We start from the raw sequence: 20,587 nt of genomic DNA on the forward strand, positions 1-20,587 counted from the left end.
AGAAATCAATTATTTATACATTTTTATGGATATGAAAAAGGTTGAGAATGTATAAAAATGTATAGCGGAATCTATATTTGTAAACGTTTTCATAGTATGTATCAAGAGAAAAAGAGAGCTGGATGGCTCTCTTTTAGTGTATAAAAAATGAATATTTTATTTATTGGTTGGCTAATTCTTCGAAAGTATCATGGACTGCTTGAATGGTAGCGTCAATATCTTCCTCTGTATGAGCAATTGTAAGGAACCATGCTTCATATTTGGAAGGTGCTAGGTTGATGCCTCTATTTAACATAAGCTTGAAGAACTTAGCAAACGTCTCACCGTCCGTATTTTCTGCTTGTTCATAGTTGATTACTTTTTCATCAGTAAAATAAACAGTTAATGCCCCTTTTAATCGATTAATTGATATGGAAATATTGAACTGCTTGGCCGCATTCATGATGCCATCTTCAAGCTTTTCGCCTAATCTATCTAAGTATTCATAAACCCCAGGTTGTTTTAATACTTCTAAGCAAGCAATTCCAGCTAAGATTGATGCAGGGTTTCCTGCCATTGTTCCTGCCTGATAGGCGGGACCTAGTGGAGCAACACTCTCCATAATCTCTTTTTTGCCACCGTAGGCACCAATGGGTAAACCGCCGCCAATAATTTTTCCTAATGCTGTGAGGTCTGGTTGCACACCTAATAAATCCTGTGCACCTCCATAGTGAAAACGAAAAGCAGTAATAACTTCATCATATATAACGAGTGAACCATGTGCATGACTTATCTCATTTACCTCTTCCAAGAACCCTGGTAAGGGCTCGACAATACCGAAGTTACCTACAATCGGTTCTACTAAAACTCCTGCAATCTCATGTCCCCATTTATCCATTGCTTGTCTAAATGAATCAATGTTATTAAAAGGAACGGTGATTACTTCTTTTGCAATCGATTGAGGTACCCCGGCAGAATCAGGTGTACCAAGAGTTGACGGACCAGAACCAGCTGCAACTAGTACTAAATCAGAATGTCCGTGATAACAGCCGGCAAATTTAATTATTTTATCTTTTCCTGTATACGCTCTTGCAACTCTTATGGTTGTCATCACAGCTTCCGTACCGGAATTCACAAATCTTACTTTTTCTAAATTAGGCATCGCCTCTTTCAGCAGTTTAGCGAAGTCTACTTCATACGGCGTAGGTGTGCCAAATAGTACTCCTCTTTCGGCAGCTTCTTTAATGGCCTTCGTTATATGAGGGTGAGCATGTCCTGTAATAATAGGTCCGTATGCTGCTAAATAATCAATATATTGATTCCCATCTACATCAAAGAAGTAAGCACCTTGGCCTCTCTCCATTGCCACAGGTGATCCTCCACCAACCGCTTTATAAGATCGAGAAGGGCTGTTTACACCCCCGACAATGTGTTCAACAGCTTCTTTATGTAGTCGTTCGGAATTGATAAAATGCATCAATATTCCTCCTTAAGTAATATAATCTCCCTTTATATTTTAACATGTAAGCTAATGATATGTTAAAAGCAAAATATTTTCATATCTATCGTCAGTAAGACAACTTGTCATACTCTCAAAAAGTTGAACGTATAATGGTAATACCGTCACGAGAGAGGTGAGGTTAGTCGTGCTATTTTTTTTCGTTATTTTTACTGTTACATTATGTATTTTTATGAGTATGCAAAGCCTCTTAACACCTAAAAGAACGAAGGGAAGATGGGTGTCATTAGATAACTTTTTTTATTTAATTTGTCTATATGCTACGATTTTGATTGCTTTTGGGTTAATATATATTATTCTCGATTTAAATGGGCATGTGGTGCTAATAGATGAAACAAGCTATGGAGGGATTAATTTCTTAGATCGTCTTGCATCAGGTTTTTATTTTAGTGCTGTTACTCTTTTTTCATTGGGTTATGGAGATGTTATCCCCGTGGGTTTAGGCCGTATGGTTGCGATGGTTGAAGCATTGATAGGCTATGTCATTCCAACTGCATTTGTCGCAAGAGTTGTTTTTAATATTGATAATAAAAATGATCAATGAGAAGAAGGGTGTTTACTTGTATTTCACTCTTGTTTTTAATAGTCTAAGAAAAACGTGGTTAAGGAGTGAGCGATTTATGAGTATAGAACTTGGAGAAAAAGCACCCGCATTTACATTAGAAGCAAGTAATGGAGAAGTTGTTAATCTAGAAGATTTTCGCGGGAGGAATGTCGTATTATATTTTTATCCTAAGGATATGACACCTGGTTGTACGACTGAGGCATGTGATTTCCGCGATAGGCATAATGATTTTTCTGATATGAATACGGTCATTATTGGTGTTAGTCCTGACCCGATCAAACGTCATGAGAAATTTATTGAGAAACATGGGTTACCATTTCTTTTGCTTGCAGATGAAAATCATGAAGTTGCAGAAAGCTACGGAGTTTGGAAGTTGAAAAAGAATTTTGGTAAAGAATATATGGGGATTGAACGCTCTACGTTTGTGATTGACGAGGAAGGCAGATTAATAAAAGAGTGGCGAAAAGTGAAAGTAAAAGGACATGTAGAAGATGCGTTGCATTTCTTACAAAATAGAAAAGGTTAGGCTTTAAAATAACATGATAATAACTTGCCTATTTTAAAGAATTTAAGGCTTTTGTCCACGCAAGTAAAGCTAGTTTGAATATGATTAAACTAGGGCATACCTCCTCAAATATATTTTCCGGACTTTTAAAATGAGTCCGGAATTTTTTTTTGATGACGGGTTAGATCTGTCAATTTGTGGAATGAGAAATACAAAGGTATTAACAAAGTTAAGTTTATTAAAGATGGAATATTAGCTGGGTTTAGTCTATATGATAAAATAAGAAAAACATACTTCTTGAAACGCGGTTATTGACAACTTTCAATAATTATTAGTAAACTATTTATAAAGATTATAATATAAGAATGAATAGAAGAGAGGTGCATGACGGTGGCGCAAACACATCTTAAAGAAGCATTGGATACGTTAAAAGATACAGGGGTTCGCATTACTCCACAGCGTCATGCGATACTTGAATATTTAATAAACTCAATGACGCACCCAACAGCTGATGACATATACAAAGCATTAGAGGGAACGTTCCCAAATATGAGTGTGGCTACAGTTTACAATAATTTAAGAGTATTTCGTGAGGTTGGGTTAGTAAAAGAACTAACCTATGGAGATTCATCCAGCAGATTTGATTTTGTAACAACACAACATTATCACGTCATTTGTGAAGGTTGTGGTAAAATTGTTGATTTTCATTATCCTGGTTTGGATGAAGTTGAACAATTAGCAGCACATGTGACTGGCTTTAAAGTAAGTCACCACAGAATGGAAGTTTATGGGGAATGTCCAGAGTGTTCAAAGAAAAAAGAAATGCATTAAAATGTCTAAAGCTGTCAGCGTACTGCTGCCAGCTTTTTCTCTGTATTTTTACTTAGTTTTCTATACATATGAGTAAACATATTGTCTGTTTTAAGATTTACTTCTTTTTTGACGTGAGAAAATCTACTGCTTTAATGAAGTATCTTTTCGATTATATTTTTCGTCAAATTCTTTTCCTTCAAGTGTGCGATCGAGCGTTAGTGGTTCGCGACAATGCATGCACATATCAACCCGTCCTAATATTTTGGTTGGCTTGTTACAATTTGGGCAAACAACTTGTATTGCTTTAGTTGAAAGGATGCCAATCCACAAGTAAATAACCGTACTAGCAATAATGAATAATACACCAAGAAGCATACATAGAGACATAATTAATGGTGAAGTTCTGAAGAAAATACCTATGTACATGACAATAAATCCAACAAATATTAAGCTTAAAGCAAAGGTTCTTATTTTATTTATTTTACTCGAATATTTTTTTGCCATTTTGTTCCCTCCTAAACACTAACTATATCATATCATTGTAAGAAAAAATAAAAAAATTGTCACTATTTGTTGGTGTTTATCAAAGGGAATTTAGATGAATTGTCGAACTAATATATTAATACGAAATTATGGGGGCGTTATGATGGAAGATATACTCCGTCCTATTTATCAAGAAAGAGCTAGTCAACTAAATACACTAGGTGTGTTAATTGTAGAGGGAAATGAAAAGACAATTTCAAATAGAGATACGTTTGATGCAATACTATTAATTATCGTAGAAAATGCGGATACGCCTATTTTTGTGAAACATTACACATTTGAAGATAAGAAAGCCTCAATGCAAATAATAACGAAGCAACAATTGGATCAATGGATACTTATGGGGAGTAATAGAAAGATTTTTGACTGGCTTTATAGTGGGAAGGTTTTATTTGATCGCAATGAATATATAGGAAACTTGCGTGATAAATTAAACGAATTCCCATTCAAGGACAGAAAGCTCAAAATGGGACTAGAGTTTGCTAAGCTGATAAGAAGATATACAGATGGGAAAACTTTGTTTGAAAATCAGAATTATTTTGATGCTTATAATAATGTTGTTCATTCTTTGCATCATTTAGCGAGGCTCTCAATTATAGAAAATGGTTTCCATCCAGAAGTAACACTGTGGAATCAAATTCGCCATATGGAACCAGAAATAATGAAACTTTATGAAGAGTTAGTACAAAGTCATGAGCCGCTTGAGAAAAGGTTAGAGCTATTATTTTTAGCTAGTGAATTTTTAATTCATTCACGAACAAAGGCTGGAGTTGGCCATTTACTTGAAGTTTTAGCAGAACAATCAGTTTGGACAATTCAAGAAATCATCCAGCATAAAGAACTGAGACACTACTCAGTGGATTTGGTGATTCTATTAGAATACTTAATTGACAAAGGGTTTATTAAAGTAATTAGTGAAGAAACAAAAGGAAAAGGGATTAAACACCGATATTACAGTTTGTAATAAATTATATTAAAAAAGCAAAAAGTGGTTGACCAAGGAAAAAAATGATGATATATTAATAACCGTCGCTAATAACTGTATGAAAAACAGCTAACGCGACGGAATGATTTAAAAAAATCTTGACTCCATAATAATAGATATGTTATTATTGGAAAGTCGCTTCTAAAGCGAACGAGATTGTTCTTTGAAAACTGAACGAACGTAAAACGTCAAGCGTAATTCTAAAAAAGCTGATTTATCAGCAACAAAGCACCATAGGTGCAAATGAGCTAATCAAACACTTTATTGGAGAGTTTGATCCTGGCTCAGGACGAACGCTGGCGGCGTGCCTAATACATGCAAGTCGAGCGAATCTGAGGGAGCTTGCTCCCAAAGATTAGCGGCGGACGGGTGAGTAACACGTGGGCAACCTGCCTGTAAGACTGGGATAACTCCGGGAAACCGGGGCTAATACCGGATAATATCTATTTATACATATAATTAGATTGAAAGATGGTTCTGCTATCACTTACAGATGGGCCCGCGGCGCATTAGCTAGTTGGTGAGGTAACGGCTCACCAAGGCGACGATGCGTAGCCGACCTGAGAGGGTGATCGGCCACACTGGGACTGAGACACGGCCCAGACTCCTACGGGAGGCAGCAGTAGGGAATCTTCCGCAATGGACGAAAGTCTGACGGAGCAACGCCGCGTGAGTGATGAAGGTTTTCGGATCGTAAAACTCTGTTGTTAGGGAAGAACAAGTACCGGAGTAACTGCCGGTACCTTGACGGTACCTAACCAGAAAGCCACGGCTAACTACGTGCCAGCAGCCGCGGTAATACGTAGGTGGCAAGCGTTGTCCGGAATTATTGGGCGTAAAGCGCGCGCAGGCGGTTCCTTAAGTCTGATGTGAAAGCCCACGGCTCAACCGTGGAGGGTCATTGGAAACTGGGGAACTTGAGTGCAGAAGAGGAAAGTGGAATTCCAAGTGTAGCGGTGAAATGCGTAGAGATTTGGAGGAACACCAGTGGCGAAGGCGACTTTCTGGTCTGTAACTGACGCTGAGGCGCGAAAGCGTGGGGAGCAAACAGGATTAGATACCCTGGTAGTCCACGCCGTAAACGATGAGTGCTAAGTGTTAGAGGGTTTCCGCCCTTTAGTGCTGCAGCAAACGCATTAAGCACTCCGCCTGGGGAGTACGACCGCAAGGTTGAAACTCAAAGGAATTGACGGGGGCCCGCACAAGCGGTGGAGCATGTGGTTTAATTCGAAGCAACGCGAAGAACCTTACCAGGTCTTGACATCCTCTGACAATCCTAGAGATAGGACTTTCCCCTTCGGGGGACAGAGTGACAGGTGGTGCATGGTTGTCGTCAGCTCGTGTCGTGAGATGTTGGGTTAAGTCCCGCAACGAGCGCAACCCTTGATCTTAGTTGCCAGCATTCAGTTGGGCACTCTAAGGTGACTGCCGGTGACAAACCGGAGGAAGGTGGGGATGACGTCAAATCATCATGCCCCTTATGACCTGGGCTACACACGTGCTACAATGGATGGTACAAAGGGCTGCAAGACCGCGAGGTTTAGCCAATCCCATAAAACCATTCTCAGTTCGGATTGTAGGCTGCAACTCGCCTACATGAAGCCGGAATCGCTAGTAATCGCGGATCAGCATGCCGCGGTGAATACGTTCCCGGGCCTTGTACACACCGCCCGTCACACCACGAGAGTTTGTAACACCCGAAGTCGGTGGGGTAACCTTTTGGAGCCAGCCGCCTAAGGTGGGACAGATGATTGGGGTGAAGTCGTAACAAGGTAGCCGTATCGGAAGGTGCGGCTGGATCACCTCCTTTCTAAGGAATATACGGAATTAACTTGATGTTGGACTGTTCGTTCAGTTTTGAGAGTATAATCTCTCGATTCAATCGTTCTTTGAAAACTAGATAATGTAATGAAGAAGATTACCGAGTAATCGCCACCTTAGTTATTTTCTCTCTATATAATAGTAATAGAGTAGAGATACTAAACTTTTTTAAAAACACAACCGTGAGGGAAGCGAAAGCAACCCAAACATATGGTTAAGTTAATAAGGGCGCACGGTGAATGCCTTGGCACTAGGAGCCGATGAAGGACGGGACTAACACCGATATGCTTCGGGGAGCTGTAAGTAAGCTTTGATCCGGAGATTTCCGAATGGGGAAACCCCCTATCCGTTATGGGATAGGATCTATACCTGAATACATAGGGTATGGAAGGCAGACCCGGGGAACTGAAACATCTAAGTACCCGGAGGAAGAGAAAGCAAACGCGATTCCCTGAGTAGCGGCGAGCGAAACGGGATTAGCCCAAACCAAGAGGCTTGCCTCTTGGGGTTGTAGGACATTCTATACGGAGTTACAAAGGAACGAGATAGACGAAGAGGTCTGGAAAGGCCCGCCATAGGAGGTAAAAGCCCTGTAGTTGAAACTTCGTTCCCTCCAGAGTGGATCCTGAGTACGGCGGGACACGAGAAATCCCGTCGGAAGCAGGGAGGACCATCTCCCAAGGCTAAATACTCCCTAGTGACCGATAGTGAACCAGTACCGTGAGGGAAAGGTGAAAAGCACCCCGGAAGGGGAGTGAAAGAGATCCTGAAACCGTGTGCCTACAAGTAGTTAGAGCCCGTTAATGGGTGATAGCGTGCCTTTTGTAGAATGAACCGGCGAGTTACGATTACATGCGAGGTTAAGTTGGACAGACGGAGCCGTAGCGAAAGCGAGTCTGAATAGGGCGAATGAGTATGTGGTCGTAGACCCGAAACCAGGTGATCTACCCATGTCCAGGGTGAAGTCCAGGTAACACTGGATGGAGGCCCGAACCCACGTACGTTGAAAAGTGCGGGGATGAGGTGTGGGTAGCGGAGAAATTCCAATCGAACTTGGAGATAGCTGGTTCTCTCCGAAATAGCTTTAGGGCTAGCCTCATGCGTAAGAATCTTGGAGGTAGAGCACTGTTTGGACTAGGGGCCCTCATCGGGTTACCGAATTCAGACAAACTCCGAATGCCAAAGATTTATCCATGGGAGTCAGACTGCGAGTGATAAGATCCGTAGTCAAGAGGGAAACAGCCCAGACCACCAGCTAAGGTCCCAAAGTATACGTTAAGTGGAAAAGGATGTGGAGTTGCTTAGACAACCAGGATGTTGGCTTAGAAGCAGCCACCATTTAAAGAGTGCGTAATAGCTCACTGGTCGAGTGACTCCGCGCCGAAAATGTACCGGGGCTAAACGTATCACCGAAGCTGTGGATTGAACATCGTTGATGTTCAGTGGTAGGAGAGCGTTCTAAGGGCGTTGAAGCTAGACCGTAAGGACTGGTGGAGCGCTTAGAAGTGAGAATGCCGGTATGAGTAGCGAAAGATGGGTGAGAATCCCATCCACCGAATGCCTAAGGTTTCCTGAGGAAGGCTCGTCCGCTCAGGGTTAGTCGGGACCTAAGCCGAGGCTGAAAAGCGTAGGCGATGGACAACAGGTTGATATTCCTGTACCACCGTATTCTGTTTGAGTGATGGGGGGACGCAGGAGGATAGGGTAAGCGCACGATTGGATGTGCGTCTAAGCAGTTAGAGGGACCATGAGGCAAATCCCATGGTCATATACCTTGAGCTGTGATAGCGAGGGAAATTTAGTACCGAAGTTCTTGATTCCACACTGCCAAGAAAAGCCTCTAGCGAGGAATAAGGTGCCCGTACCGCAAACCGACACAGGTAGGCGAGGAGAGAATCCTAAGGTGAGCGAGAGAACTCTCGTTAAGGAACTCGGCAAAATGACCCCGTAACTTCGGGAGAAGGGGTGCTCATTAGGGTGTTAAAGCCTTGATGAGCCGCAGTGAATAGGCCCAGGCGACTGTTTAGCAAAAACACAGGTCTCTGCGAAGCCGCAAGGCGAAGTATAGGGGCTGACGCCTGCCCGGTGCTGGAAGGTTAAGAGGAGAGGTTAGCTCACGCGAAGCTTTGAATCGAAGCCCCAGTAAACGGCGGCCGTAACTATAACGGTCCTAAGGTAGCGAAATTCCTTGTCGGGTAAGTTCCGACCCGCACGAAAGGCGTAACGATCTGGGCACTGTCTCAACGAGAGACTCGGTGAAATTATAGTACCTGTGAAGATGCAGGTTACCCGCGACAGGACGGAAAGACCCCGTGGAGCTTTACTGTAGCCTGATATTGAATTTTGGTACAGCTTGTACAGGATAGGTAGGAGCCTTAGAAGCCGGAGCGCTAGCTTCGGTGGAGGCGTCGGTGGGATACTACCCTGGCTGTATTGAAATTCTAACCCACATCCCTTATCGGGATGGGAGACAGTGTCAGGTGGGCAGTTTGACTGGGGCGGTCGCCTCCTAAAGAGTAACGGAGGCGCCCAAAGGTTCCCTCAGAATGGTTGGAAATCATTCGTAGAGTGTAAAGGCACAAGGGAGCTTGACTGCGAGACCTACAAGTCGAGCAGGGACGAAAGTCGGGCTTAGTGATCCGGTGGTTCCGCATGGAAGGGCCATCGCTCAACGGATAAAAGCTACCCCGGGGATAACAGGCTTATCTCCCCCAAGAGTCCACATCGACGGGGAGGTTTGGCACCTCGATGTCGGCTCATCGCATCCTGGGGCTGTAGTCGGTCCCAAGGGTTGGGCTGTTCGCCCATTAAAGCGGTACGCGAGCTGGGTTCAGAACGTCGTGAGACAGTTCGGTCCCTATCCGTCGTGGGCGCAGGAAATTTGAGAGGAGCTGTCCTTAGTACGAGAGGACCGGGATGGACGCACCGCTGGTGTACCAGTTGTCTTGCCAAAGGCATCGCTGGGTAGCTATGTGCGGAAGGGATAAGTGCTGAAAGCATCTAAGCATGAAGCCCCCCTCGAGATGAGATTTCCCATAGCGCAAGCTAGTAAGATCCCTGAAAGATGATCAGGTTGATAGGTTAGAGGTGGAAGTGTGGCGACACATGTAGCTGACTAATACTAATCGATCGAGGACTTAACCAAAAACGAAAAGCGAAAGCGCCTTGCACAGGTGCGACAAGCATAAGAGACAGATTTGACAGGAGGTTGTTCTTTAACCTCATGAAAAATTTGACTTATGACCTCGAGCACCTAGGCGCTGTAGCTGGACAATACGAAATGCGGGCGGCTCCTAGCCGCCGCAGCTAGACAGCACTACGTAAGTAGTAGCCTACAGCACGCATTCAGGCGATTACTCAAAACAATCTTCTTCAACATTACCTAGTTTTCAGAGAATGATTTAAAATTTCTCTTGAAATTTTCATAAAAGACGTTATAATAATAAATGTCTTTAAAAAGTCCGGTGGCGATAGCGAGAAGGTCACACCCGTTCCCATACCGAACACGGAAGTTAAGCTTCTCAGCGCCGATGGTAGTTAGGGGCTGTCCCCTTGTGAGAGTAGGACGTTGCCGGGCATACATACTATTATATTATTCCGCAGTAGCTCAGTGGTAGAGCATTCGGCTGTTAACCGAACGGTCGTAGGTTCGAATCCTACCTGCGGAGCCAATGGAGAGCTGTCCGAGCTGGCCGAAGGAGCACGATTGGAAATCGTGTAGGCGGTTTATAGCCGTCTCAAGGGTTCAAATCCCTTGCTCTCCGCCATTAAACATATAAACTGGCCCCTTGGTCAAGCGGTTAAGACACCGCCCTTTCACGGCGGTAACACGGGTTCGAATCCCGTAGGGGTCACCATTTTGGAGGATTAGCTCAGCTGGGAGAGCATCTGCCTTACAAGCAGAGGGTCGGCGGTTCGATCCCGTCATCCTCCACCATTCATATTATCGCGGGGTGGAGCAGTCCGGTAGCTCGTCGGGCTCATAACCCGAAGGTCGCAGGTTCAAATCCTGCCCCCGCAATTTGGTCCGGTAGTTCAGTTGGTTAGAATGCCTGCCTGTCACGCAGGAGGTCGCGGGTTCGAGTCCCGTCCGGACCGCCACTACATAAATTCACACAAATGTATTAAAAACATATTGTAAAACGTATAAGTTTTGGCTCAGTAGCTCAGTCGGTAGAGCAAAGGACTGAAAATCCTTGTGTCGGCGGTTCGATTCCGTCCTGAGCCACCATTTGCCGGCCTAGCTCAATTGGTAGAGCAACTGACTTGTAATCAGTAGGTTGGGGGTTCAAGTCCTCTGGCCGGCATCGTTTTTCATGGAGGGGTAGCGAAGTGGCTAAACGCGGCGGACTGTAAATCCGCTCCTTCGGGTTCGGCAGTTCGAATCTGCCCCCCTCCACCATCTAGGGGTATAGTTTAATGGTAAAACGAAGGTCTCCAAAACCTTTGATGTGGGTTCGATTCCTACTACCCCTGCCAATTATGGCGGTTGTGGCGAAGTGGTTAACGCATCGGATTGTGGTTCCGACATTCGTGGGTTCGATTCCCATCAGCCGCCCCATTATTTTAAATTCACTTTTTTTGCTTTCATGCATAGAATATACAAATGGGCTATAGCCAAGTGGTAAGGCAACGGATTTTGATTCCGTCATTCGCAGGTTCGAACCCTGCTAGCCCAGCCAGATTTGCGGAAGTAGTTCAGTGGTAGAACATCACCTTGCCAAGGTGAGGGTCGCGGGTTCGAATCCCGTCTTCCGCTCCAAATATTCATTTATATTGATGGCGGCATAGCCAAGTGGTAAGGCAGAGGTCTGCAAAACCTTCACCACCGGTTCAAATCCGGTTGCCGCCTCCAATACATATTCATTAGTTTTTATACACCTCATGCCGGGGTGGCGGAACTGGCAGACGCACAGGACTTAAAATCCTGCGGTAGGTGACTACCGTACCGGTTCGATTCCGGTCCTCGGCACCATAATTAAATAAAAGAATATTTGCCGGTGTGGCGGAATTGGCAGACGCGCACGACTCAAAATCGTGTTCCATCACGGAGTGTCGGTTCGACCCCGACCACCGGTATTTGCGGGTGTAGTTTAGTGGTAAAACCTCAGCCTTCCAAGCTGATGATGAGGGTTCGATTCCCTTCACCCGCTTATATGGAAGTTAAGGACTGTAGACAATCTCTATTTATTAGTAGATTGCCTACAGTCTTTTTTTAGTAGAAATGACTAGTTATGGTGTTTTTTACTAAACTTAAAGAAGTGTATAATGACTTAAAGTGAAGAAATGGATGAAAGGCTCCAGTAACGTGAAATGCATTCTCCTTAAAAAAATATATGTAGAATACAGGTTGGTTAACAAGAAATATGCTGGAAATGAAAACTTTTCGGATTGATGGTTGACAGGATAGCTTTTATTAGATAAAATTTTCTTTGAAGTTGATAATCATTATCAATGACGTGATGATGATCTAAAATGTTCGGATGGAGTGAATGACCTTGTCTAGATTATTTACTGAAGACTTAAGAATTGCATACGGTGATAGAGAGATTGTGAAGAACTTAAACATGATGATACCAGACGGTGAGATTACGGCTATTATTGGGCCGAATGGTTGCGGTAAATCGACTGTCTTAAAGACGATTGCAAGAATTATCCAAGCCAAAGCTGGGTCTGTATATCTTGATGGTAAGCAAATCAGTAAGGAATCGACAAAAGCGATTGCACAAAAAATGGCCATTCTTCCTCAATCTCCTGATGCTCCTGAAGGCTTAACAGTTTCAGAGCTAGTATCTTATGGAAGATTTCCATATCAAAAGGGTATGGGGAGATTAACAGCAAAAGATCGCCAGGTGATAGATTGGGCACTCCAAGTAACAGGAATTGCAGAATTTAAAGATAGAGAAGTAGATGCATTGTCTGGTGGACAGCGGCAAAGAGTATGGATTGCGATGGCTTTGGCTCAAGAAACTGATATAATTTTATTGGATGAGCCGACTACATATTTAGATATGTGTCATCAATTGGAAGTATTAGAACTGTTAAAAGAGCTTAATCAGTTAGAAAATAGAACAATTGTTATGGTTATTCATGATTTAAACCATGCAGCAAGGTTCGCTGATTATTTGATTGCTATGAGAGCAGGCAAAATTATTAAAAATGGTGCTGCGAAGGAAGTTATGAATAAGCAGATTTTAAGAGAAGTATTTAATATTGATGCAGAAATTGGTATTGACCCACGTACACAAAAACCAATCTGCTTAACGTATGACTTAATTGATAGTAGGATGGTAGTTCAAGAGCAAGTCGTTTAATGATTTGCTTCTTTTTTTGACTATAATTGAGAATGATTATTATTATAAAGGTGGATGGAAAACTTGAAAAAGCAATTGGTATTTTTATTTTTTATTCTATTATTAGTTTTAACTGCTTGCGGAAATGATGGGAATGAATCGTCAGGTGAACGCAGTAAGGAAACGGAAAAAGAAACATTTACATATGAATCAGAAAATGGAGAAATGGAGTTACCAGCTAATCCTAAAAGAGTAGCATCAATGGCTTATACTGGTAATGTTCTATCATTAGGGATTACGCCAGTAGCAATAGATGAGTGGTCTAAAGCGAACAAATTTTACGGTGATAAACTGAAAAATTCTGAAGTTATTACAGCAGATAATGTAGAGAAATTATTAGAATTAGAACCAGATTTAATTATTGCATATTCAACTGACGAAAATTTAGATAAATACAAAGAAATCGCGCCAACCGTCACATTAACTTATGAAAAATATGGCTATTTAGATCAACACCTTGAAATAGGTAAGGTGTTAGGAAAAGAGCAGGAAGCACAAGCATGGGTGGAAGAGTGGAAAGAAAAGACAGCTGCTGAAGGTGAGAAAGTAAAAGAGGTAATTGGTGATGATGCGACTGTTATGGTATTTGAGACATTTGGTAAAGACATGTATGTGTATGGAGAGAACTGGGGACGAGGAACAGAAATCATCTATCAAGCACTTGGTTTAAAAGCACCTAAAGCGGTAGAAGAAGAAGTATTTGGACCAGGCTACTTAGCTATATCTTCAGAAGTCATACCAAAATATGCTGGAGATTATATTTTCCTAGGAGATGGACAAGGAGCCGATAATTCATTTACTGAAACTGATGTTTGGAAAGGCATCCCAGCAGTGGAAAATGACCGCGTGTTTACATTTGATTCTTCTTCTTTCTATTTTAATGATCCCATTTCATTGGAAGAAGAATTAGCATTTATCGTTGAAAATTTACTTGGGGCTAAGTAATATAATGAAAAATAATACTTTTAATGAAGCAAAGGAAAAGAAAATATATGCACGTCCTGCAATTGCTTCTATTATTCTAGCACTAAGCTGCCTACTTTTAGTAGGTAGCTTAGTTTTGGCTATTTCAGTTGGAGCAGCGAGTATTTCATTTGCAGATGTTTGGCAAGCTGTATTTGCTTATCAACAAGGGAACGAAGACCACCAAATTATAAGAAGTATACGATTACCTCGTGAGCTAGGAGCTGCTGTTGTCGGCGCGGCTTTCGCTGTTAGCGGTGCCATTATGCAAGGAATGACAAAAAACCCTTTAGCAGATCCAGGTTTACTAGGTTTAAATGCAGGTGCAAGTTTAGGACTAGCGATTGCCTTCTCATATGTAGGCAATACAAATTATATGATTATCATGTTATTCTCATTTATTGGAGCAGGGATTGCTGCTTGCTTAGTATTTGGATTTAGCGCAATGAAAAGAGGTGGGATGACTCCACTAAAAATAACGTTAGCTGGTGCAGCAGTTACTGCATTTCTTTCATCGATTGGAGAAGGGATAGCACTTATAAACAAACTATCACAAAGTATTGCCTTTTGGACTGCTGGTGGCGTTTCAGGAACAACGTGGGCGCAGTTGCAAATTGTTACACCTACAGTACTTTTCGGTATTATAATTGCCATTATGCTCTCAAGAAGTTTGACTGTATTAAGCTTTGGAGAAGATGTGGCTAAAGGCTTAGGGCAAAGAACTTTTATTGTTAAGGCTGTGCTTATGACGGTTGTGCTTATATTAGCAGGTGCCGCGGTTTCTCTTGTTGGGGCGATTGCTTTTGTTGGTTTATTAATTCCCCATATCGTGAGATTTTTAGTCGGTACGGATTATAGATGGATTATTCCGTGTTCAGCTGTAATAGGTAGTGTGTTTTTAGTTTTAGCCGATACGGCAGCAAGAATGGTTAATCCTCCCTTTGAAACACCAATGGGGGCAATTGTAGCAATACTTGGCCTACCTTTCTTCTTGTACCTTGCAAGAAAGGGGAGATCATTAATATGATTAGTGCCCGCCACTTTAAACGTTCAATTATTATCATTATCTCGACGTTTGTGTTACTATTGCTTATCTTTACAATTAGTGTAGCTACGGGATTTGCCTCTTTAAGTCCGGATCGTCTTTTGCCAACATTACTTGGGGATGGAACGGCAAAGGAAAACCTGATTCTATTTACCTTTAGATTGCCGAGGATACTGATTGCGGTGCTCGCAGGTATGGGTTTAGCTTTGTCAGGTGCAATCTTACAGAGCATTACGAGGAACCCGTTAGCAGATCCGGGAATACTAGGGATTAATTCAGGTGCCGGTTTGTTTGTCGTTTTCTTTGTTTTGTTATTTGGAAATAGTACAGGCAATCATTTATATTTGTTGCCACTATTCGCTTTAATTGGAGGATTAATTACCGCTATATTTATCTACCTTCTCTCTTACAAGAGAGGGGAGGGTATTCAACCTGGTAGAATGCTTTTAGTTGGTGTAGGATTAGCTGCTGCTATAAATGGTGCATTGTTAACTCTTGCTTCTAAAATGGCTAGAGAAGAGTATGATTTCTTCGCCAACTGGGCTGCAGGGAGAATATGGGGAGATGATTGGTTATTTGTCTTTGCTCTACTTCCTTGGCTTGCAATATTAATTCCGTTCATTTACTTTAAATCAAATACGCTTAATACTATGGCTTTAAATGAAGAGCTTTCTGTAGGTCTTGGAGTTAAAACGAATAAGGAAAGGTATACACTGTTATTGGTCTCCGTGGCCTTAGCAGCTGCTTCAGTATCCGTTAGTGGTGGTATAGCATTTATCGGTTTGTTAGCACCCCATATTGCAAGAAGCTTAGTCGGTCCTAGACATCAGTTGTTTTTGCCTGTTGCGGCAATGTTTGGAGGCTTACTTTTACTTTCAGCAGATACGGTTGGCAGAGTTTTACTTGATACGATTGGCATACCAGCGGGAGTAATTGTATCATTTATTGGGGCGCCGTATTTTCTATATTTAATGGCTAAAAAATAGTAGACTTAAAAAACCTGAACAAAATAAGAGTGAACAGCACCCCACTTGTTAGACATAATCTAACAAGTGGAGGTGCATTTTTTCTATGGCCAAATTTAATGCTGAAGAAAAATAGGATATTATTTTTTTAAACTATTACCTCAACTTGACCATTACCTCCATGTACTTGGATAAACATTTCTTTTAGTGAGTTGAGCAGTGCTTGTGCCTCATCTGTTTCTATGGAGTGTCTTAAAAAGACGACTTGTAATGCATTAGTTGTCTGTTCATTAACATTTGTTCTAGTAGAATCTACAAATGGACTACCAAACGGCCCAAGTGAATCACTTAAAATAATTAAGTTTTTTAGTGAATTATCACGCCCGTTTAATCCTTCGTAAACTTCTCCATCATGTCCGATCCTCACATCAATATTTCCGTTGAGACAGTCTAAATCGTATATGCCTATCGGGACTTCGTACTTTAATGAGAAAAAATTATTAATATCAGCGGCACTGTTGATGCTTTGTAAGTAGTTCTGTTTTTTAATTCTTCGATACATCGCTTCAGCAGAATGACGATATTTGTTGGGGTCTTTACCCGTTTGTTTGAAAATACTTCGCCATTCTTTTATCCCTGCAAATTCAGTTATATTCTTTTCTTCAAGATCAAAAAATAATGACTCTTGAAAGAGCTGTAAGCGCCCCTTTACCATTTGGGGAGAACCTGATATAGTGATATGATTGTATGTAATGATGCCTATTTTGAATTGAGGGAATAAGGTCTTTAAATCTTTTGAAATGTTGATTGCCAATGTTTACACCTCCTGATTTTATAATAACAAGTTTATCATGAGAGGGAAGATGAATCACATGGAAAACCAAGGAGGAGTGAATAATTCTTGAATATAGCTGAACTAAAAGAAGAAATCATTCGTTATAGTAAGACGATTGGAATAGATAAGATTGGATTTACAACTGCCTCAACCTTTGATGGTTTGCGGAATAGATTAATGAAACAACAAGAGCTAGGATACCAATCGGGTTTTGAAGAGCCTGATATAGAAAAGAGAGTCAACCCTGCACTATTGATGGATCAACCGATGTCGATTATTAGTATTGCCCTAGCTTATCCAACAAAGATGAGAGATCGCGTAGTGAGTAAACCGGGTGAGAGAAGAGGTATTTTTTGCCGTGCTTCTTGGGGAGATGACTATCATTTAGTGTTGAAGGATCGGCTAAGTAAGTTAGAAGCCTACTTGGAAGAGCTTGTTCCTGATGTCCGATTTACATCAATGGTCGATACAGGTGCTTTATCTGACCGTGCTGTAGCTGAGCGAGCCGGTGTAGGGTGGAGTGGAAAGAATTGTTCTATTTTTACACCTGAATTCGGCTCTTACGTCTATTTAGGTGAAACCATCACAAATATTCCTTTTGAACCGGACGAGCCACTAGAGTCAAAGTGTGGGACTTGTACGAAATGTATTGATGCTTGTCCTACAGGTGCACTCGTTCAAGGCGGGCAACTAAATGCGCAACGTTGTATTTCCTTTATTACGCAAACAAAAGGATTTATGCCAGATGAGTTTCGCGAAGAATTAGGGAATCGAATTTATGGCTGTGATACATGTCAAACGATTTGTCCAGAAAATAAAGGCAAGGATTTTCATTTTCATGAAGAAATGGAGCCAGATTCAGAAATAGTCAAACCTTTATTAAAACCAATACTTCATATGAGCAATAGAGAGTTTAAGGAGAAGTTTGGTCGTCTTTCTGGTTCGTGGAGAGGGAGGAAACCTATTCAGAGAAATAGTATTATCGCTCTAGCTCATTTTAAGGATGAATCAGCTGTGGGAGATTTAATCATGTTAATGAAAAAAGACCCACGGCCAGTAATTAGAGGAACAGCAGCATGGGCATTAGGGAAAATTGGAGGAGAAGAGGCAGAAAAAGCCTTACAAGCAATGCAAGCTACAGAAGAGGATCCCGAAGTCCAAGAAGAAATCGAAAAAGGTTTAAAGATGTTTAATCCTATTATGTAGTATGTGAGAAAGTAATGCGATTACTTTCTCTTTTTTTATCGTTAAACCCCTTTTATGAACATATGCATGTTAATGGAGGGAGTGATAAGATGAAAGAACAATTGCAAGAACTATTAGAAAAAAGGGTCAGGCAATGTGTCAGCAATGAGAGAGAATCTATTCATACTTGTATGAAGATAAAAAATAAAAAAAGAAGTTTAGAAAAAAGGGGAGCAAGTATCGTAAAGGCAAAGGCAATTGGAAAAATCAAAGGAGAGCCGCACATACAAGAAGATAGTAAATATATTTCGTATATGGCTCATTTTCAATATTTAATTAAGCAAGGAAAGACTTTTTATATTGAAGAAGAGGTAGAAGAACGAGTGGCTGAGTTTTATAAAGAAACGCTCGTTGAGGATAAAGAAAAGTTGGTTCTTTATGATCAAGACACGGTTGATACCGTTGATATCTTAGAGGAAGATTCGCGTTCTTCTTATCCATTTCATTATGACCGCAGAAAAGCGGTACAATATGCAGAAAAATGGTGGAATAGCCATAATCAACAGTTTCATGCATTTGAAGTCGATTGTACGAATTATATCTCTCAATGTCTACATGCAGGAGGAGCCCCGATGCGCGGATTTCCAGCAAGGGGAACGGGTTGGTGGATGCGCAGTAAAAATTGGAGCTATAGTTGGAGTGTAGCTCATTCTATGCGTATGCATTTGGCTAACTCCACAATTGGATTACGAGCGAAAGAAGTGGAGCGTCCTGAGGAATTATTGCTAGGAGATGTCATTTGTTATGATTTTCAAGGAGATGGTCGTTTTGACCATACGACGATTGTGACGGCTAAAGATGAACAGAAGATGCCGCTTGTAAATGCCCATACGACTAATAGTCGCAAACGTTATTGGGATTATGAAGACTCTACCGCTTATACAGAAAATATTAAATATAAATTCTTTACGATTTATGATGCCTAGCACTTACCTTTCGTAATGAGCTGAAGAAGTGTATAATAAGAGCGAGATATTATAATAGAGGTGAACAGTTAGTGTCAGTGAATGTTGTTTTATATCAACCAGAAATTCCAAGCAATACAGGTAATATCGCTCGTACTTGTGCAGCTACTTATACAACGCTTCATTTAATTCGACCATTAGGGTTTTCAACGGATGATAAGATGTTAAAAAGAGCGGGTTTAGATTATTGGACGTATGTAGATATTGTTTATTATGATTCGTTAGAAGAATTTTTAGAGAAAAATAAAGACGGCGAATTTTTCTTGTTAACAAAACATGGGAAACAACCGCATACTACTTTTGATTATAGTGATCAATCAAAAAATTACTTCTTTATCTTTGGAAGGGAAACAACTGGCTTACCAAAGGAATTTATTCAAGCGAATCTAGATCGAGCTTTAAGAATTCCTATGAATGAGCATATGCGCTCATTAAATTTATCAAACACAGCAGCTATTTTGATTTATGAAGCCCTTCGTCAGCAAGGGTATCCACGAATGAGCTAGCGTGAATAAGAAGGTCTGCTCTTACATATGGCAAGATCTTCTTTTTATAATCTAATGTTTTTACATAGGGGAGATGAGATTATGAATGAAATGATTCAATTGATGAAAGACCATCGTTCAGTACGCCATTTTGAGGATAAACGTTTAACGAAAGAGCAAATTAAGGAGATTGTGACAGCCGCTCAGTCTGCTTCTACTTCAAGTTTTGTACAAGCGTATTCTATTATAGGTGTTTCCGACCAACAGAAGAAGGAAAAGTTGGCCGAATTGGCAGGAAACCAAGGGTTTGTTGCAGACAGTGGCCATTTCTTTGTGTTTTGCGCAGATCTTCATCGTCATGAAGTCATTGCAGAACTAGAAGGGATAGATTTAACTGAGTCCATTGAAAGTACGGAAAAATTTATGGTAGCTTTGATCGATGCAGCCTTAGCAGCAGAAAACGCAAGCTTAGCAGCTGAATCCATGGGTCTTGGCATTTGTTATGTTGGTGGCTTACGGAATCAACTTCAAGAAGTAAGCGAAGTATTAAAAACACCTGATCATGTGATACCACTTTTCGGACTAGCAGTTGGGTACCCAGCGAAAAGGAATGCGCAAAAGCCGCGTTTACCAATGGATCATATTTATCATGAAAATGAATATGAACAGGACAAGGACCTATATATTCAAGAATTACAAGCATACAATGAGGTGATCTCTGCTTATTATAAAGAACGAACAGCAGGTAAGCGTGATGACACTTGGACAAGTCAGATTGCCGGTATGTTTGAGCGTAAAAAGAGAATGTACATGAAGCAATTTGTTCAAGAAAAAGGTTTAGATAAACGATAAAAAAACTGCGGGAGTTAGACTCTCGCAGTTTTTTTGTGTTAGCGCATATTATTTAATGTGCTTACCAGGCTTATCATCATAGCCCGCTGTGAAAATTGAAACTAAAAATGCCACCATCACACCTAAAATTAGGACTGTACCCATTATGT

The 20,587-nt window shown here is 41.3% G+C and carries 15 protein-coding genes, 17 tRNA genes and 3 rRNA genes; 32 read left to right on the forward strand and 3 right to left on the reverse strand.

Features of this window, described 5'->3' with window-relative positions; genetic code table 11:
* Positions 1-160 precede the first annotated feature (160 nt).
* A complete protein-coding gene (locus LG276_RS07545) occupies positions 161-1,456 on the reverse strand; it encodes a glutamate-1-semialdehyde 2,1-aminomutase (RefSeq protein WP_281202767.1) in 1,296 nt (431 codons plus the stop codon).
* A gap of 169 nt (positions 1,457-1,625) precedes the next feature.
* On the opposite strand from LG276_RS07545, the gene LG276_RS07550 reads away from it, so the two are divergent.
* The 3 genes from LG276_RS07550 to perR all read left to right on the forward strand — a co-directional run bounded on the left by LG276_RS07550 (position 1,626) and on the right by perR (position 3,399).
* Entirely contained in the window at positions 1,626-2,042 is a 417-nt protein-coding gene (locus LG276_RS07550) for an ion channel (RefSeq protein WP_224935704.1), read from the forward strand.
* Between the two features lie 76 nt (positions 2,043-2,118).
* A complete protein-coding gene (gene bcp, locus LG276_RS07555) occupies positions 2,119-2,589 on the forward strand; it encodes a thioredoxin-dependent thiol peroxidase (protein WP_251163048.1) in 471 nt (156 codons plus the stop codon).
* Positions 2,590-2,958: 369 nt separating this feature from the next.
* Entirely contained in the window at positions 2,959-3,399 is a 441-nt protein-coding gene (gene perR / locus LG276_RS07560; protein ID WP_180317040.1) for a peroxide-responsive transcriptional repressor PerR, read from the forward strand.
* Between the two features lie 123 nt (positions 3,400-3,522).
* Here perR and LG276_RS07565 read toward each other — a convergent pair whose 3' ends face one another.
* Positions 3,523-3,885: a YgzB family protein gene (locus LG276_RS07565; protein WP_224935706.1), complete on the reverse strand. Its 363-nt coding sequence runs from the start codon at positions 3,883-3,885 to the stop codon at positions 3,523-3,525.
* A 142-nt stretch (positions 3,886-4,027) separates the two neighbouring features.
* On the opposite strand from LG276_RS07565, the gene LG276_RS07570 reads away from it, so the two are divergent.
* The 25 genes from LG276_RS07570 to LG276_RS07690 all read left to right on the forward strand — a co-directional run bounded on the left by LG276_RS07570 (position 4,028) and on the right by LG276_RS07690 (position 16,077).
* Positions 4,028-4,888 (forward strand): nucleotidyltransferase-like protein, encoded by an 861-nt coding sequence (locus LG276_RS07570; protein ID WP_251163047.1) that lies wholly within the window; start codon positions 4,028-4,030, stop codon positions 4,886-4,888.
* Positions 4,889-5,170: 282 nt separating this feature from the next.
* Positions 5,171-6,719: ribosomal RNA gene (locus LG276_RS07575) — 16S ribosomal RNA — on the forward strand.
* A gap of 223 nt (positions 6,720-6,942) precedes the next feature.
* Positions 6,943-9,875: ribosomal RNA gene (locus LG276_RS07580) — 23S ribosomal RNA — on the forward strand.
* A gap of 315 nt (positions 9,876-10,190) precedes the next feature.
* Positions 10,191-10,307 (forward strand): 5S ribosomal RNA (rrf, locus tag LG276_RS07585).
* Together the 16S, 23S and 5S rRNA genes with 17 tRNA genes alongside form the textbook arrangement of a ribosomal RNA operon.
* Positions 10,308-10,326: 19 nt before the next feature.
* Positions 10,327-10,401 (forward strand) — tRNA-Asn (locus tag LG276_RS07590).
* 2 nt (positions 10,402-10,403) lie between these two features.
* Positions 10,404-10,497, forward strand: a tRNA-Ser gene (locus tag LG276_RS07595).
* A gap of 15 nt (positions 10,498-10,512) precedes the next feature.
* Positions 10,513-10,587: transfer RNA gene (locus LG276_RS07600), tRNA-Glu, on the forward strand.
* Positions 10,588-10,591: 4 nt separating this feature from the next.
* Positions 10,592-10,667 (forward strand) — tRNA-Val (locus tag LG276_RS07605).
* A gap of 10 nt (positions 10,668-10,677) precedes the next feature.
* Positions 10,678-10,751 (forward strand) — tRNA-Met (locus LG276_RS07610).
* A gap of 3 nt (positions 10,752-10,754) precedes the next feature.
* A tRNA-Asp gene (locus LG276_RS07615) sits at positions 10,755-10,831 on the forward strand.
* Positions 10,832-10,885: 54 nt separating this feature from the next.
* Positions 10,886-10,961 (forward strand) — tRNA-Phe (locus tag LG276_RS07620).
* A 3-nt stretch (positions 10,962-10,964) separates the two neighbouring features.
* A tRNA-Thr gene (locus tag LG276_RS07625) sits at positions 10,965-11,037 on the forward strand.
* Between the two features lie 11 nt (positions 11,038-11,048).
* Positions 11,049-11,132 (forward strand) — tRNA-Tyr (locus LG276_RS07630).
* Between the two features lie 3 nt (positions 11,133-11,135).
* Positions 11,136-11,209 (forward strand) — tRNA-Trp (locus tag LG276_RS07635).
* Positions 11,210-11,215: 6 nt separating this feature from the next.
* Positions 11,216-11,291, forward strand: a tRNA-His gene (locus LG276_RS07640).
* Positions 11,292-11,337: 46 nt separating this feature from the next.
* A tRNA-Gln gene (locus tag LG276_RS07645) sits at positions 11,338-11,412 on the forward strand.
* Between the two features lie 5 nt (positions 11,413-11,417).
* A tRNA-Gly gene (locus LG276_RS07650) sits at positions 11,418-11,492 on the forward strand.
* A 19-nt stretch (positions 11,493-11,511) separates the two neighbouring features.
* Positions 11,512-11,585, forward strand: a tRNA-Cys gene (locus LG276_RS07655).
* Positions 11,586-11,616: 31 nt separating this feature from the next.
* Positions 11,617-11,705, forward strand: a tRNA-Leu gene (locus LG276_RS07660).
* A gap of 21 nt (positions 11,706-11,726) precedes the next feature.
* Positions 11,727-11,809 (forward strand) — tRNA-Leu (locus LG276_RS07665).
* 3 nt (positions 11,810-11,812) lie between these two features.
* Positions 11,813-11,883 (forward strand) — tRNA-Gly (locus LG276_RS07670).
* Between the two features lie 345 nt (positions 11,884-12,228).
* Entirely contained in the window at positions 12,229-13,044 is an 816-nt protein-coding gene (locus LG276_RS07675; protein WP_095369988.1) for an ABC transporter ATP-binding protein, read from the forward strand.
* Positions 13,045-13,107: 63 nt separating this feature from the next.
* Positions 13,108-14,028, forward strand: coding sequence for an iron-hydroxamate ABC transporter substrate-binding protein (locus LG276_RS07680; protein ID WP_251161252.1), 921 nt, complete (start codon positions 13,108-13,110; stop codon positions 14,026-14,028).
* Between the two features lie 4 nt (positions 14,029-14,032).
* Positions 14,033-15,073, forward strand: coding sequence for an iron ABC transporter permease (locus LG276_RS07685; protein ID WP_224939047.1), 1,041 nt, complete (start codon positions 14,033-14,035; stop codon positions 15,071-15,073).
* Positions 15,070-16,077 (forward strand): iron ABC transporter permease, encoded by a 1,008-nt coding sequence (locus tag LG276_RS07690; protein WP_251161253.1) that lies wholly within the window; start codon positions 15,070-15,072, stop codon positions 16,075-16,077. Before LG276_RS07685 ends, LG276_RS07690 begins: the two co-directional genes overlap by 4 nt.
* A 127-nt stretch (positions 16,078-16,204) precedes the next feature.
* On the opposite strand, the gene LG276_RS07695 is transcribed toward LG276_RS07690, so the two are convergent.
* Positions 16,205-16,870: a B3/4 domain-containing protein gene (locus LG276_RS07695; protein ID WP_224939049.1), complete on the reverse strand. Its 666-nt coding sequence runs from the start codon at positions 16,868-16,870 to the stop codon at positions 16,205-16,207.
* An 87-nt stretch (positions 16,871-16,957) separates the two neighbouring features.
* Here LG276_RS07695 and queG point away from each other — a divergent pair, with 87 nt between their 5' ends.
* The 4 genes from queG (at position 16,958) to nfsA (ending at position 20,438) form a co-directional block, all read left to right on the forward strand.
* A complete protein-coding gene (gene queG / locus LG276_RS07700; protein WP_224939050.1) occupies positions 16,958-18,097 on the forward strand; it encodes a tRNA epoxyqueuosine(34) reductase QueG in 1,140 nt (379 codons plus the stop codon).
* Between the two features lie 89 nt (positions 18,098-18,186).
* Positions 18,187-19,062, forward strand: coding sequence for an amidase domain-containing protein (locus LG276_RS07705; RefSeq protein ID WP_224939051.1), 876 nt, complete (start codon positions 18,187-18,189; stop codon positions 19,060-19,062).
* Positions 19,063-19,133: 71 nt separating this feature from the next.
* Positions 19,134-19,607: a tRNA (uridine(34)/cytosine(34)/5-carboxymethylaminomethyluridine(34)-2'-O)-methyltransferase TrmL gene (gene trmL / locus LG276_RS07710; protein ID WP_095369981.1), complete on the forward strand. Its 474-nt coding sequence runs from the start codon at positions 19,134-19,136 to the stop codon at positions 19,605-19,607.
* An 81-nt stretch (positions 19,608-19,688) separates the two neighbouring features.
* On the forward strand, positions 19,689-20,438 hold the full coding sequence (gene nfsA / locus LG276_RS07715; protein WP_224939052.1) for an oxygen-insensitive NADPH nitroreductase: 750 nt from the start codon (positions 19,689-19,691) through the stop codon (positions 20,436-20,438).
* Positions 20,439-20,587: the final 149 nt, after the last annotated feature.

The organism is Cytobacillus kochii (assembly GCF_044790165.1).
In the GTDB taxonomy this organism is placed as follows: Bacteria; Bacillota; Bacilli; order Bacillales; family Cytobacillaceae; genus Cytobacillus; species Cytobacillus kochii.

Excerpts from the sequence above, each read along its gene's own strand:
- LG276_RS07545 (WP_281202767.1), bottom strand. The coding sequence starts at position 1,456 with ATGCATTTTATCAATTCCGAACGACTACATAAAGAAGCTGTTGAACAC.
- bcp (WP_251163048.1), top strand. The coding sequence starts at position 2,119 with ATGAGTATAGAACTTGGAGAAAAAGCACCCGCATTTACATTAGAAGCA.
- LG276_RS07565 (WP_224935706.1), bottom strand. The coding sequence starts at position 3,885 with ATGGCAAAAAAATATTCGAGTAAAATAAATAAAATAAGAACCTTTGCT.
- LG276_RS07570 (WP_251163047.1), top strand. The coding sequence starts at position 4,028 with ATGGAAGATATACTCCGTCCTATTTATCAAGAAAGAGCTAGTCAACTA.
- LG276_RS07685 (WP_224939047.1), top strand. The coding sequence starts at position 14,033 with ATGAAAAATAATACTTTTAATGAAGCAAAGGAAAAGAAAATATATGCA.
- LG276_RS07690 (WP_251161253.1), top strand. The coding sequence starts at position 15,070 with ATGATTAGTGCCCGCCACTTTAAACGTTCAATTATTATCATTATCTCG.
- LG276_RS07705 (WP_224939051.1), top strand. The coding sequence starts at position 18,187 with ATGAAAGAACAATTGCAAGAACTATTAGAAAAAAGGGTCAGGCAATGT.
- nfsA (WP_224939052.1), top strand. The coding sequence starts at position 19,689 with ATGAATGAAATGATTCAATTGATGAAAGACCATCGTTCAGTACGCCAT.